The sequence below is a fragment of the Mycobacterium sp. E183 genome, from assembly GCF_001667735.1.
In the GTDB taxonomy this organism is placed as follows: domain Bacteria; phylum Actinomycetota; class Actinomycetes; order Mycobacteriales; family Mycobacteriaceae; genus Mycobacterium.
Genome location: NZ_LZJN01000077.1, coordinates 24,856 through 39,692, shown reverse-complemented (window position 1 = coordinate 39,692; position 14,837 = coordinate 24,856). Strand labels below are relative to the sequence as shown.

At 60.5% G+C, this 14,837-nt stretch carries 10 protein-coding genes; 7 read left to right on the top strand and 3 right to left on the bottom strand.

Annotated features, from left to right (window positions below):
* The first annotated feature begins 514 nt into the window (after nt 1-514).
* The 6 genes from A5691_RS07360 (at nt 515) to A5691_RS07340 (ending at nt 8,939) form a co-directional block, all read left to right on the top strand.
* The gene (locus A5691_RS07360; RefSeq protein WP_156675747.1) at nt 515-1,378 is read left to right on the top strand and encodes a hypothetical protein; all 864 of its coding nucleotides are present in this window, start codon (nt 515-517) and stop codon (nt 1,376-1,378) included.
* Nucleotides 1,375-5,751: a hypothetical protein gene (locus A5691_RS27900; RefSeq protein ID WP_156675748.1), complete on the top strand. Its 4,377-nt coding sequence runs from the start codon at nt 1,375-1,377 to the stop codon at nt 5,749-5,751. The genes A5691_RS07360 and A5691_RS27900 overlap by 4 nt, the downstream gene beginning before the upstream one ends.
* 286 nt (nt 5,752-6,037) lie before the next feature.
* A complete protein-coding gene (locus tag A5691_RS07350; protein WP_068019189.1) occupies nt 6,038-6,349 on the top strand; it encodes a DUF732 domain-containing protein in 312 nt (103 codons plus the stop codon).
* Between the two features lie 190 nt (nt 6,350-6,539).
* A complete protein-coding gene (locus tag A5691_RS27165; protein ID WP_082950190.1) occupies nt 6,540-8,042 on the top strand; it encodes a serine/threonine-protein kinase in 1,503 nt (500 codons plus the stop codon).
* 1 nt (nt 8,043) lies between these two features.
* Entirely contained in the window at nt 8,044-8,421 is a 378-nt protein-coding gene (locus tag A5691_RS27895; RefSeq protein WP_156675749.1) for a hypothetical protein, read from the top strand.
* Between the two features lie 128 nt (nt 8,422-8,549).
* Nucleotides 8,550-8,939, top strand: a complete 390-nt coding sequence (locus A5691_RS07340; RefSeq protein ID WP_068019195.1) for a hypothetical protein — start codon at nt 8,550-8,552, stop codon at nt 8,937-8,939.
* Between the two features lie 350 nt (nt 8,940-9,289).
* On the opposite strand, the gene A5691_RS07335 is transcribed toward A5691_RS07340, so the two are convergent.
* The 3 genes from A5691_RS07335 to A5691_RS07325 form a co-directional block, all read right to left on the bottom strand.
* Entirely contained in the window at nt 9,290-11,491 is a 2,202-nt protein-coding gene (locus A5691_RS07335; protein WP_068019198.1) for an ATP-binding protein, read from the bottom strand.
* A gap of 10 nt (nt 11,492-11,501) precedes the next feature.
* A complete protein-coding gene (locus tag A5691_RS07330) occupies nt 11,502-12,053 on the bottom strand; it encodes a hypothetical protein (RefSeq protein WP_068019201.1) in 552 nt (183 codons plus the stop codon).
* Between the two features lie 88 nt (nt 12,054-12,141).
* Nucleotides 12,142-12,684 (bottom strand): winged helix-turn-helix domain-containing protein, encoded by a 543-nt coding sequence (locus A5691_RS07325; RefSeq protein WP_197694468.1) that lies wholly within the window; start codon nt 12,682-12,684, stop codon nt 12,142-12,144.
* A gap of 909 nt (nt 12,685-13,593) precedes the next feature.
* On the opposite strand from A5691_RS07325, the gene A5691_RS27890 reads away from it, so the two are divergent.
* Nucleotides 13,594-14,490 carry a hypothetical protein gene (locus A5691_RS27890; RefSeq protein WP_156675751.1) on the top strand — a complete coding sequence of 299 codons (897 nt, stop codon included), beginning with the start codon at nt 13,594-13,596 and terminating at the stop codon, nt 14,488-14,490.
* Nucleotides 14,491-14,837: the final 347 nt, after the last annotated feature.

Here is a 14,837-nt window from a genome sequence, read left to right as displayed (position 1 = left end):
CCCACGACGCGTTCTCACGCATCTTGATCGTTAAAAACGCTTGGGCGCCGAACGATTCGCCGATCGACGGCCACGACCAGCCCTACATCAACATCGGGTGACCAGATCGCGCCGGCCGAAGGCGAGATCCGCGACATCATCGTCGTGACACCCGGCCCGGTGGTCGGTCCAAGCACCGACTCGGACGTCGAATCGCGCGATCTTGGGAGGGACGACACTGCCTGGGTTACGAATCAGCAGCCGTGAGGGTCGCTGCACGTGGGCCGCGACGATCGCGTTGATCGACCGCGGCACCAAGCCTGGTCGCCACTTTCCGGACCCACGCCGACGGTGCGCTAGCAGCTTCTCTGTGCTTAGCCGCCCCGGTACGCGCCGACGTGTTCGATATGTGCCCTGACGGGTCCGTGCGGCCTTTTCTGCCTCCGGCATGGACGCTATTCTTTCCGCCGGCTATCTGTGGTCAACTTGGCAATTGGGCACTTAGGTCCGCGGCGTGGTTTGTCTGGAGGAAGCGATGGCTGAGGTTGTCGGGGTACACGGGATTGGCAACGAACAGCGTGGGCCGAACAGCCCGGATTGGAAGCCATGGCTCAAGAATGGGATCGAGATCTGGGGACGGAAGTCTGAGGTTCCTCCTCGGGTTCCGTCTTTCAAACTCGCGTTCTACGGCAATCTGTTTCTGACGGAGGCAGAGTCAGGTCGCCGAGCCATGGGGTCTGCGAAGGTGGCGTCTTTCGAGAGCTTGGCGAGCAATATGACAGGCAGTGACGCGGAATTTTTATCTGAGGCAGCTGCCGAGACTGCTGCGGCCCTTCCCGAGCGAGGCGAGCCCATGGGTTTCGGAGCGGTGCCAAAGCTGCTTCAGCCGGTCGTGAGATTCCTGGAAACGAGGATAGACGCAGGACTTGTCCTGATGTTTGTCTCCCAGCTTGTTCAAGTGAAGCGTTATCTCGACGATGACGAATTGGCGCACGCAGTGCAGGCAGAGGTCCTACGGGCGATCACCCCGGAGACCAAGGTTCTCCTTGGGCATTCCTTAGGCTCGGTGGTTGCCTATGAAACGATTGCTGTTCACTCGCTTCACATGCCGAATTTGGTCACCGTGGGTTCTCCGCTCGGCATCAAGACGGTCGTGAAACGGCTGCGGAAAAAACTTGAGATAGCGACTGATACTGACGCACCAGGTGTTGTTCGATGGACCAACATCTTCGATCCTGCCGACCCTGTCGCGGGAGCCGGTCCACTGCACCGACTCTGGCCGGCGGTGGAGGATTGGACGGTTGGTAACGGAGATGAACCTCATTCGATCGAGCGCTACCTCAATAAGCCCGTCGCCGGCGAAGTGATCGCGAAAGCGACGTCTCGTGGGTCAACGTGACTGAAGATCGGTTCGACGTCCGCAACCGGTACCTGATTGTCATTGCCAGCGGTGACTATGGTGAGGGCTCCGAATGGAACAACTTACCGGTTGAGAATAGTGCCAGTGTTTGGACGAACTGGCTCACCGCCGAGGCGCTTGACGACCGGCGATTTGACTTACTAGACCCGTTGCTTGCGAAGTCTCCAACTAGGAGAACCGTCATCGATGATTTTGTAGATACAAACCGGATCACCGCTGGCGATGTGCTTGTTGTATATGTCGTCGGCCACGGCGAAGTTATCGATGGCTCGCATTGGCTTGCGCTGCGCGGCAGCGTGAAGGATAAGAAAAACTCAACAATGATCGAAACGAAAAATCTGATCGGTCTTATACGCGAAACTCAGGTTGATCATGCGTTAATCGTCATCGATACCTGTTACGCAGGCGCGATCACTGGCGACATGTTCCGTCTCGACAAAGACTTGAAAGACGGTTGGCTTGGCTTCGCGACAACCTCTCCAACGAAGGAGGCGTTTTTAGGAGTTTTGGCAAATTCTTTGAAGGCTTTTCTGGAAAGCCCTGCAAATGGTTCTGACATACAACCCTATTTCAACCCCTGGGAACTACTTCGGCTACTGCGCACGGAGCTTCGTAAGAGAAACCAGCCGGTAGTTCTCTTCACCGCATTGCCCGCCGACGCGCCGTCCCCATGCTTACCCAACCCGAGGTATGACGCAGCGTCCAACCTTCCAGTCGAGACAGAATCAAGCCGCCGGGACTTAGCCATCCGTATGGAGGATCTCGTCTCGCATTGGGAACCACGCAGTCGCGGCCTTCAGACCAGCGCCGAGTCTGGATGGCTCTTCAGCGGGAGAGAGCGCCTGATGACAGAGCTTGTGAGGGCGACCCGAAGCACTGTTGGCGCAGTCACGATGGTCACCGGCAACGCCGGCTGCGGCAAGTCCGCAGTACTTAGCAGGTTGGTGACCCTGTCTGACCCCGTATTCGTTGGCGCCCATGCGAACGAGATCGGCGATTTGCCAGGAGAATTCCGTCCCGGTGTTGGTGCCGTGGACGTTGCCATACTTGCGACAGGCCGGGATTCCTGGCAGATCGTCGACCAGATGCACGGTGCGTTGTGTCCATCCGACCCGGCTCGAAATCAACAGTGGGAGTTGCCTACCCAACGTCAGGATGCACAGCTTGACGAAGTTGTAGAGACTCTCACAGACTCTGACAATCCGACCTGCATCGTGATCGATGCAGTTGATGAGGCGCGGAACCCCCACGATCTAGTTTCCAAAGCGCTCCTTCCCCTAGTGACTCGAGCCGGAACAAAGCTCAACCTCATTCTCGGCGTCCGGTCCTCCGGTGAACCAGGCGTTGACTACGTGTCACTCGCCGATTCTGCGGCCAGCCTCTTGCATGCATCGGTATTACGTGCGGACGCTTACCCGTTCTGGGACAGGAGCGATCTCGTCAAGTACATTGACGAGTTGCTTGCTCGGTCTGGAAGCGAGAAACCCTCGCCGTACGCTGCAAACCGCGAGATTTCGCAGGCTACAGCCGAAGTCCTGGCTGATCTATGCGGTACGTCGTTTGTTCTAGGACGGGTGGTCGCCGTCGAGCTAGCCTCCAGGGACACAATCCAGGATCCTCACGATCCCGAATGGCGCCGGCGGGTAGGCAACGGACTAGCGGAAGTCATTAGGGCCGAGCTCCAACGGTCGTTCCCCGACAGCGCCGATCACGCCCGAGTACTTGCTGTGATGGGAGCGCCCGCGATGTCGTTCGGCCGTGGATTGCCATGGCAGCGAGTCTGGCCGACGGTCGCGACGGCCCTGGGTCAAGAGGGAAAAACCTACGGAGATGCGGATATCGCGGCGATACTCGGGCACCGCATTAGTGGCTACCTCATACGAGAACTCGATGACACCGGGGCCACTGTCTATCGTCCTTTTCATGAAGCGGTGCGTACTGCGCTACTGGAAAACCTCCCGTCAGACGCGTCAACAACCCACCGCGCAACCGCCATCGGGTTGGAAGCACTAATTCCGCGAGCCGAGACTGCCCGGGACATAATCGAGCCCGAAACGTACGTGAGGCGTCACCTCGCCGACCACGCGGCGGCAGGCAGGATGCTGGATGAGCTGCTTACCCGCGCAGACATCATCCTGACCGCCGACCCCGTATATCTGGCCGCCACTCTGGGCGGTATCCAGCGCCGGGGCGCCAACGCGGCGGCGGTTCTGCGGTGTCTGCAGCACTTGCAGTCTGGAAATCCCGATGAAAAAGCCAAGCAGCTGGCGCTCGCGGCGCTGCAATCCGGTGCCGACGAACTTGCGTTCCGTGCGGGCGCTCTCGCAGCAAGCGCGTCGTGGCGACCGCTTTGGGCATGGTGGCGGCCCGCTAACGCAAGCCGTGTAGTCGGCGAGCTGCCATCCGCCGCGAGAGCCCTCACTGCTCTGGCGACCGAACAGGGCGCCCTCGCTATAGCCGGAGGCGATTTCGGCATCGAGGTGTGGGACATCGGTTCGGGGCGCCGGTTGGCGGCTCATCCAGGAAACGTTCATAGCGTGGCTGTCGGACATGTCGCCAGGCGCGCAATGCTTTTAGCGGGGCATGACGACGGAATGGTCAGTCTCCATGAACTACCTAACCTGGAAATTTTGGCACACAACTTGTCCGAGCACAGTCGCGCGGTGCGGGCCGCCGTCATCGTGGGCCGGGGGTCGATGGCGGCCACTGGTGATGATGACGGTGCCGTTGTGCTCTGGCAGCTTCCGGCGCTCAAGGCCCTGGCCAAAGAGCCGAGGGCGCATGCGCGGGTAACCGACTTGGCTGCAGCGGTGTTGGACGGCACGTCGCTTCTTATATCCGCCGGGGACACGTTCGAAAATGGTTACCGCGATCACGACACGCAGCCAGTACGGGCGTGGGCGCTACCGGGACTCAGTTTGCACGCCGAGGTCGAGACTAAAACTTCAGTTTCCAACTTTCTCAAGGCGGTGAGCAGCCCGCTCGGCTGCATCGTGGTGTTTCAGAAAGGCTCGGGTTTCGCGGTCAAACTGGTTGCTGCAGACGGGACCGTTAAGCTGGTCGGCGCTAGAGACAGTGGGTGGCTCTCCGATTTGCTAGTGTTGCGGGAAGGCGATGAGCCTGAAATAGCTCTTCTTTTCGAAACCCTTGAGCCACTCACGATTAACCTCACACCAGTTCCTGCCCTAACACTCGGTCCTTACGTTGAAATAGAGTTCGCCGGTCACTGGGCGGGTCCCGTTGTCCTGAACGAGCGAGTGATCCTCCTAAGCGGAGGCAGGACTTTGCGCGTGTGGGACCTCTACGATCTCCTCGCGGCCTCGTCCCCACACGCTGATATTTCCCACCTTGCCGAGCGACAAAAGGTTCACTACGTCGAAGCCATCGCATCCGCCTCTGAGGTTCTCGCCGTGCTGACCTCTGACGGGTCGGTCCACCGGTGGCTCTGGCGCTCAGGCGAGGCCTTGGAACCACCCTTGGTGGTACGCCGCGAGCCGATCGAAGCAATGGCCAACTGCATACTGGCCGGAAGACCTCACTTCGCGGTCGGATATCGCGACGGGATTGTCGAGGCATTCGACGCCGAGTCAGCAGAACGCTGGCCGGCGCTGGTCGATGTAGCGGCTCCTCTCCACGCCATGGCTGTGGGCGAACAAGATGGCCGGACCGTAGCGGCGACGGCTGTCCAGCTTGGCTTCGATGAGGGCCGGCCTTTCTATGGAGTGCGTCTGTGGGACCTTATGACGGGCGAAGAGATCCCGACACAGGACTCAAGCATGGTTGCCGCCGACAGGGCACGGGCCGCGCGTGGGCTGCCGACTAATGACATGTTGCACTGGGAGCTCGTTGTTCACGGTTACGCCGACAAGAAACTAGATCTGGCCGTCGTTGAAAAGGATGATTACCTACTAATCGTTGCCCACACTTCTCTCGGGCTCACGGTATGGCCGCTAGACGCCACCGGCATTGGCGAAGAGTTGCGCGTGGATTCCCCTGCCGACCTTGGAGCGATCGCTGGCCGACAGGGGCTACTCGCCGTTGGTGACTCGAATGGTCGATGGGGGCTGTGGTGTCTGGATGCCGCGCATGCGGTGCAAGGCGAGCATCGCGGGTTGGCCGCGCTCGCGGTCGGGAAACGCCAAGGCGCACCCGTGCTCTTGTCAGGCGGCGCGGACGGCTGGGTTCGGGTTTGGTCGCGGGACGGTGACCAGATTCAGAGCATTGACACGGGCGAATGGATCACCTCGCTGGCCTTCATGGCCGACGATCATATCGCCGTCGGAACCCGACGAGGTGTGGTAGTCGTCCAGCTCACTAACAGCAGCAGCGACACTCTGTCGGCGATCGGCTAGGGGCATCCCGCACTGCCGAAGATCAGCGGAGGTTATCGCCGCGGGCCCGAAATTGGTCCATGACGGACAACGCTGCGCCGGAGAACTCTGCTTCGGCGAGAAAGACTGCGCCGGCCTTAAGGTCCCTGCCGCTCCTGAATCGGCGGGAAGGTGACCATATGCCCTTTTCAGACGGCAGACCCATCCGGACCATCGGACAAATGAGAACCCCCGCCGAAGCCCGATCGCCGCAACGGAGGGAAACGAACGCAGCAAGAACGAGGGCGCAATGCTAATAAGGCCAACAATGTCGGTGCTGATTGCGCAGTTCATTGTGTTCGGCGCGTCGGCGTGCCCGTCGTCGCTACCGGGGCCGCCGCTGACAGGCGCCCAAAAGGATGAGCAATTTCTGAAGTTGGTGGGCGGGCATAGGCCTAGCCCGCTACTCACTATGACCGACCAGCAGGCAATCGCTGAGGGGCATGACATCTGCCATGAGTTGTCGAGCGGGCAGCGGACGCGCAAGTGGTACGAGGATTCTGCGGATGTACAGGTGCCGGAACTCTTCTGGTTTTACTCGGCAGCCACCAAAACCTACTGCCCCGATGCGGGGAAGTGAGAAAGGATAGAAGCCGCCTCCGAGTAGTAACCGGTATCGGTCTCAACGTCACCAGCCCGGCGTAGGTACGCGGGCCAGGCGGGAATTTTCGCAACTCGTGGTAGTGGTAAAGCGCACCCGCATAGACTCCGACTCGGCGTGTCGGGACACGTCACGGATTCAGAACTTGATCATGCGAGGGGTTGGAAGCTTGCCGTTGGTGAGCGGGACCGTTTTCGCTGGCTACACGATCCTGCGACTACTGGGTTCGGGGGGCATGGGTGAGGTCTATCTTGCTCAGCATCCCCGCCTCCCGCGCCGTGACGCCCTCAAGGTGTTGCCGGCCGACGTTTCCGCCGATCACGACTACCGCGCCCGCTTCAATCGCGAGGCCGACCTCGCCTCAAGACTGTGGCATCCGCACATAGTCAGTGTCCACGACCGCGGTGAATGCGACGGCCAACTGTGGATCTCGATGGACTACGTCAACGGTCTCGACGCGGCTCAACTTCTCGCCAACCGTTACCCGGACGGAATGCCCATTAATCAGGTCGTACGGATCGTCACCGCCATAGCTAGCGCGCTGGACTACGCCCACAGACAAGGCCTCCTCCACCGTGACGTCAAGCCGGGAAACATCATGCTCACCCACCTCGATGACGACCAGGATGAGCAGCGAACCCTGCTGGCCGACTTCGGCATCGCACGCAGTGTCGAAGACATTAGCGGTCTGACCGCCACCAATATGACTGTTGGCACCGTTGCCTACGCCGCGCCAGAACAGCTCATGGGTGAAAAACTCGATGGGCGCACCGACCAATACGCCCTAGCGGCTACCACCTATCACTTGTTGACCGGACGGCAACTGTTTCAGCACTCCAACCCCGCCGTGGTTATTAGCCGCCAACTCAATGCAGCCCCGCCCCTGCTTTCGGACGTCGACCCACGGCTAGCTTCTTTGGATGCGCCGTTACAACGCGCGCTGTCGAAAGATCTGCACGCCCGCTTCGCGCGATGCCAAGACATGGCTCGAGCACTAGCCGGCGCCAACATTGTGGGGATCACCGATCTGCCCGCGAATGACTCTGCACCTACGAAACCCGCGCTGATGCCGTCAGCAAAAGACGACTCGGTTAAGCGTCCTGCAACTGTCAAACCACTACAGCAACAATCGATTCGGATCACCGCGCTTGTTCTTGCAATCCTGGTGCTCGCACTGTTAAGCGGCGTCATCCTGGACCGAATCTGGCGGCAGCGCTCCGCCCAGCAGCCCTCGGCCCCTGTCGCCGCTCCAGCTCCGGCACTCTCGACCACGACAACGCTTCCGGCCCCGACTTCATCCGCCATAACGACTTCCCCGAGCACCACAACAGCTGCGGCGCCGACGACCTCAGTCGCTCATTCACTACCAGTGGCGGTTGTAGGGTCCAGCTGCCGGCCACACAGCACACCAACAGTCGACGCCGACGGCGCGACGGTGTACTGCGCCCGCATCCAGTACACCGACGGCCATGTCTGGTCCCGCATCGCAGAGACGGTTCCCTACCCTGTCCCCCTCGGCTCGGCTAACAGCGGACCCCCGATCGACCAACAAATTTGCGCCCAACAGACCGGCCGCTCCATCGCTTACTGCGCAACTGCCATCTCCCTCGCCACATACGAAGGTGATGGCCCCACAGGTTGTCCGCCAGGTGTCGAAGCGTGCGGCGGCTGAGATGTGTGACAGCGCACGCAATCCTCGGGAAACGGGCTGTGGACATCCAGCCTGCAAGTCCGACGAGATCGAGCGACAGGCCCGCGACGCGGCTGCTGCGGTCCTGGGAGACGAAGATTTCATCCGCGTGTGCGAGCAGGAAACCCCAGGAGTCAAGCCCGATTTCCGCTCTTCGCGCCACGCGCTGGAAGTCAAAGAGCTGACTAGCCCGGCGCTCCAAAAGTTCTTCGCCGCCCATGTCGCCCACCGCGAGTACCCTCACCGACCAATCGAAGGACTGACCCAGACCTGGCTGGTCTTTGCCGATGTCTCTGACGCTATCGAGTCTTCAATGGCAAGACCTGGACCCCGAGTGCAGATTCACTTCTCGAATCGTTGACTCCCCTGCTCGCTGACTTAGAGGCACGTGGCGCCACGGATGCATTCGGCGACGACCGCATCTGGCCCCAGATCAAAAGGCTGTTGGGTTCCGGAGCGCACTGCAACGTGATACCGAATGCTGCCGGCATGAGGCCCGGCATCTTCTTCTCTGTGGCGCACGGCCACTCGCGTACGACGTACCTCGAAGACGATGTCGTCAAGTTTCTTCAGAGCTGGCTCAACTCGGGTTACTCGATGAACGCTCGGAAGTCCTTGGCTAATGAGAAGCGAAAGCGTGTAGTCGTCCTCGTGGCGAGCATGGACGGTCCGGCGGCCGCCATGCTGCGCACACTGTCCGAGACCACAGGCGTCCCGATCCCGACACCGCTGCGCCTTCCTCCAGAGATCGACGCGCTAATCGTTACAACCGGACAAGAAGTACTCTACTTCGACCCCGACATGGGGTGGAGCCGCCACACCACTGCATCTCTTGGCATCCGACCGTATTTGGCTTCCCGCTCACGGAATGAACAATGATAGAGATTGCGTGCGGCTGCGACCAATACCACCGCCGCAGCGTAGCCAGACGGTTTTGCGTGACTGAGGACGAATGAAGCCTCTAGGACTCTTGACTGCCAACAGTTTTCACGATCGACGCAACGGTAACGAGGTATCGACATGCCGGTGACTGGCGCGGATAGCTCAGGTGGATGCCGACCAGTCCCTCCGGCATGCCGATAGAAAGACCCGCCGTTCCCTAGATCTACGACCCCTCCACCCTACGACTCCGGCGTGGGGTTATGCGCCCAGAATCGCTGTCGGGCCTGGTGGCACTCAGCTTGTCGGCGCTCGTTGCTAGGTCTAGAAACGGCTAACCGGGGCGACGATCAGATCGCGCGGTCCGCAGTTCTCGCCGCCCCGTTGCCTACGTCGCCAACGAGGTCCTTATGACACCGAACTAGGTACTTGTCCAGGTAAAAGAAGTGGTCGGCGTAGAACGCGGCGCCATCTAGTTCGCCTGCCGTCTTGTGCTTCTTCTCCATCACGAGGCGCGCTGCCTGCTCCGCGATAATCTCTGCAATAACAGACCGCGCTGCCGGGTCGTCTTGGTTCGGGAAATCGGGTCCGGGACCGATGTACCGCCGAATCGCTGGGTGGCCGCCGAGAATCTTGATTACCGTTACGTCATCAGCACGATCCATGTAGGCCCGGTAGCGGCCTGCAACTTCGTCAACAATTCTGATTTGCAGTGAAGGACCGCCTCCCTCCCGCTCCCTCACGGCAACTTCGCAGGTGGCGACTTCGTCCCCAAGCGACGCTGTCAGAATAGCGTTGGCGCCGAGCACGCGGGGGTCAACCATGACCCGCCCCACGAAACACAGTTGCTCTTCGTCGAAGTCAAGCTCTACGTCGGCGCCGAGAACGACCACTCCCTGGTCCGAGGATGTCACCCTGGCTCGACTTGAGCCGGCACGGTTGATTATTTCCGTTGGAGCGCGCAAGACAAGATTACGGCGGCGCATGTGCGCAAGCTGATATCTTTTCTTTGCGAACTCCAGCGTGGACGGAGGAACCGGATCAGGAGTCTCACGTTCCGGGCGGACGTAAACGGTAGTGACAGCTTCGCTTTCGCCGCAAGTTACAGTGAGGTAAGTCTCCTCGTCCTCAATTAGCGGCCGAATGTGTATCTGGCCGATCAGGCAGTCATCACGACGGGGATGCTGCCTCAGCTCAAAGGGATTTGTGTCCAGGATTTGGACGACTCCTTCGGGATCGACCTCGACGCTGAACTCGTTGGCGCCAACCGATTTCATCACCACTACCGACAAAGTCTTATCTTCGCCGATATACAGCACCGGGTTTTCGGGGATTATGCGGATAGGCTCGGACCCGCCGCTTCCCGGCCCACCCCCCAACCCGTCTTCGTCGACTTCGCGCAAGTCGGCATCAACCAGCTGGGCTAGGTCCCGCCCGAGAGAATCGAATGCTTTTCGCAGCCGGGCGCTTTCGTTTGCGGGTGTCTCTTTCGCCTTTTTCTCTTCGGCCTTTACGAGGCGAGCCAAGTGCGGCTCGACGCACTCTACTAGAGACTTGTAAAACGGGTGCTCATGTTCCAACCCATCCCGGGTTCTGGTGATGATCGGCGTCGGATTTTCAGCAGTATGTTGCTGATCCCTGCTTTCACGGTCGTCGTAGGACCGTGCCAATTCGTCGATCATTGGGCATGTAAGTGACCCGGTGAACCAGTGTCCATGGATGTTCGATTCAAAAGAGAACAACGTGTTCTCATAGACCGCCCGGTTGCCCTTGATCAGGATGCCTTCCGGGCGCAGAGGATCATTACTAGCATTCTCCGCTCGTTCCGGCAGGCGCCAAATCCTAAGCGAGGCAACGGCATCATACCCTGGTACGGCGACGTCGCAGGCGACCTCTTCGACCAGCGAAGGAAGCCCGTAGCGGATAGCTTCCGAGTCACCGCTGTTGAGGTCAACGAGTGTCAGTTCCCGCCGGGGATCTGAGTTGATGTCTCTCAGTTGGTAGTGCCGCGAAAGTTTGTCGACGAGCGTGCCGTGTTGGGGGCACGTGAATCTCGAATCCACAGTGATCGTCACGACGGTGCCGGAGCCCCTGGGTATACCAAGCCGTTTACGATCCTCGTCGGTTACGCGGCGTTCCACTGGATCGTCGTATGTACCATCGGTTTCGAGCACCATTTCCGAGTAGTAGTTCTCGCATATGCTCTCGAACGTTACTGGCCCGAAGGCTGCTACATCTTTGGCGCCGCGGCCGAGGTTGCCACGCACTGCGTGTCCAGACTCAAACCCAGAAGTCCGGCCCCCGAGTTGCCCGAATACCTTGCGCATCTTGTCCATTCGCATGCCGGTGGCCCGGTCGCGCACAATGACTTTCCAGGGCGACTTCCGTCGGTGCTCAACCTCCACGCGGATCTTTCCTCCAGCGGTTGGTCCGTAGGCATCGTCAGCGTTGGTGATGAGCTCGATGAGAGCCCGGACGATATCGCTCTTCATCGCCGCCTGGGCGTCCTGATTGAACGCCCGGTCTCCGTATATAACCCGGTTCTTGCCCATACAACCTCTCCTAAAACCACTCCGGTCGTTCTTGTTGTAGCGCGTCCAGAAACTTCAAGGCATCGTCACGCCCAGCGGCGTACGCGGCGGCGCGCAACGTTTCCAGACGTTCACGAAAGATCTGGCGCGAGCTATCAGGAGAGCACCGAAGCATCTCGGCGATCCGCCACTTTTCGTCGGTTATCGCGCCGCTTTCCGCCCAAGTCTTGTGGGCCGAACTTCGCAGGGCGTCAGTGATGAGCCGGGCAGGTGCGCGCATCCGCGTTGCTTGCACCTTCTGGTCCGAACGCAACGAGTCAGCCAGTCGGTCGAAGTTGTCCTCGATCCACTTCTGTCCTTCGGCGGTCAGCCGGCGCATTTCGGAGCCGCGCTTGACCAGCAGTGGAGGTCTACGTGCTTCGGCATCCCGGAGAGCTTTGGAACACTTCTTTAGATCGGGCAGGTCTTCCCTTGTGCGCCAACTCAATCGCAGGGGCGCGAGCTGGAATGCCCGGATATATACCGCTTCAACATCAACGAAGTCTTCGTCGCCACCCAACTCGAACAGCGCCCACAAGAACACCTCTGAATTTGTAACCGGCTCGCTGCTGATCCTGGACCTCTGCGTGGAATTTACAGCCGGCGCCGCTACCGGCACTTTGATGCTCCGCTTACTCACTGCTTACGTGACCCTCTTCGAGTGCCTTGCGCCCTGCTGCCGAGATGGCCCAGACTCCTCGTGGCATGTCGTCCTCTAGAAGGCCGCGCTTGACGAGATCCAGACGCACAAATTGCAGTCGGTTGAGCCACCGCTCCACGCCGGAGTCCAACGTCTCGAAGTCGGCTGGCTTTAGCTCATCTTTGAGTTGGTGGTGGACGGTCGCCGCGACATCGCGAAAGGGCGCTTGCCCACCGGCATCAACCAGCGCACGCAACAACGGGATGCGGTACCTGTCTTCGGGTAGAAGTGTCCCGGCGGCGGCTCGGGTCCGCTTACGCGCGACGATCTGCTTTTTCTGTCTTTTCTGTGCCTTGGGCGGGGTTCCGTTTGAGATTGCGCGGGTCAGCGGAGGGTTGGAAGCCAGTGTTTCGACCGACGCCGTACGCGGGTCGGGAAGGCCGAGTTCGCGACGCAGCACCGTGCTCGGCGTGTCGATGAACGCCTTGGCCCGAGACTGCAGGTACTCGAAGATGTCGGGGTCGAGGTCTACCAAGGGGCACATTGCAAGGTCCCATCTCACTGTCTATGGAGCATTTCTCCGCACCTTACTCCATCAAAAAGTTAGATTGCAACTAACTTTGTTCGCTGCGGGAGAACTTTCTCAACGCGGCCAGGCTGGACGACCTGGCCCAGGGCGAACATTTACCTCGCCAGTCTCCCGGCTGAGTCGTATCAATGGCTCAGTCGGCGCAGTTCGAAGGCCGGCCTACCAACGGGTCACACCGCCTCGTAGAGATCCATGCTGGCGTGGGAAGTGTGCGACGTTGAGCTTCGCGGCTGCGCGCGCAAGGTACACGTGACCGCGCGCCAGGTCAGTCAATAATCAAAGTCTTGGGGCGCCCTACTCCATGCCTGCAATCGCCCCGACCGTCCCGACTTGGCCGCCCTAGACCCCATACTTCAACGCGCCTTATCGAAGCTTCCCGACGCCCGATTCGAGTCGTGCTCGGCTTTCGCTGATGCGTTCCAGGCCGTCGCCGCCACATATCAGCAGCCGGCAGCGGCACGGACTATCGCTGCGTCGGTGGGCGACCGAGGTCCGGCCACCGGAGTCGATTCCTCGCGGACGTGTCGGATGCCGAGGCGCCACAAGTTGCGATGGGCGGCTTTAGGGGTTGCGATCGCGCTCATTGCGGTCGCAGCATTTGCCGTCTACACGCCCCATGGCGCTCACTCGCCGGGACCCTCGCGGGCCGCGCCGCCGCCAATTCTCGATGGCACGTACAAGCTCTCTTACAGCTGGCAGCTGCAGACGCTCAACGGCGCACCGGCGCCGCCAAAATCCGACGCCCCAAGCCCTCCTCCCAGCGCCCCCAGTGCTTCCGCGCCCCCCGCCCAGGCGCCGACCCCTGGCCAGCCGCCGACCGCCAGCATCGACAGCAGCTGGTGGGCATTTCGATCGGTGTGCACATCGACGGGGTGCAGCGCTGCAGGCACCAAGCTCGACTTCAACAACCACTCACTCGCCGACAAAAGCGGCGCCACAGTCGAGCTGCATTACCTCGACGGCCAATGGCTCTCACTGCCGATCAGAGAGAGCCAGCAATACGAGCAGTGTGGAATTAACAACGGCAAGAAAGTCCCGGGCACTGACACTGAAGCCAACGTGTGGGCTTGGCGCCCACAACCGGACGGTTCGCTGCGTGGAGTGTGGACCAATACCGTGCTCACCAACGAGTGTTATATGCAAGGTTCCGTTAAACAGGCACCCGTCGCCATCGCCCGCACCGGCGACGTCTCCCCTGGCGTCCAGGTCGCCGACCCGCGCTCGCTCTCGCCGCCACCACCGGCGGCGCCGTCCGCGCAGGGTCCCACGCTTGAGGGCCTATACCGCTATGACTTCGATAGCGCTAATCAAAAAATTAACGGCGTGATCACCCCCGCCGACCAGCCCTGGCGCCCTGACTGGTGGGCCTTTCGATCGTTCTGCGGAGCAACTGGTTGCGTCGCCACAGCCACCCAGCTCGACGAAAACAACATAAGCGTTCCCCTGAGCGTCTCTGACGTCCTTCACTTCTCTAACGGGCAGTGGCAGTCTGCCCCGTCCGAACTCCTGATCCCGACGTGCACAGTGACCCGCAACGGTGTCACCGGCCCAGAGCAATACCCGACGAACCGATACACCAAAACGTTGACGTCACAACCCGATGGCTCCCTGCGCGGCACTTGGGGGCTCAAGGTCATCAGCAACGAGTGTGGGCAGGAAGGAAGAACCACCGAAGTGCCGTTCGTCGCCACACGAGTTGGACCAGCGCCCCCGGCCGCAATCATGGCTGACCCCGAGCTATTTACATCCTAAGCAATTGCGCCTCCACGAGAAGCTCCTGACCGTCCTCCGGATTCGGCCTTCTACACAGACCCGGGGCATCAAGGTCTCAGCGGCGATTCGGACTTTCCAGCCTGGAGTAGAAGCTGCTGTTGCCGCAAAAGTCGGCGGGACAAGTTCCGACTTTCGCACGCAAGGCGCCAGCTCACAAGTGATAATGCCTCGGTGGGCGGGGTGGGGAGAAGGACACTGAGCGTCCTTGAGTCGTTGGCGGCGCTACTTCTTTTGCATCGGGTCGGACGAAATGCATCGCGAGAACCCGTGGTCATCGTGCAGTGTCCGGAGCGGCCGACGCGTGAGCGGCTGTGGCCGAAGGTACT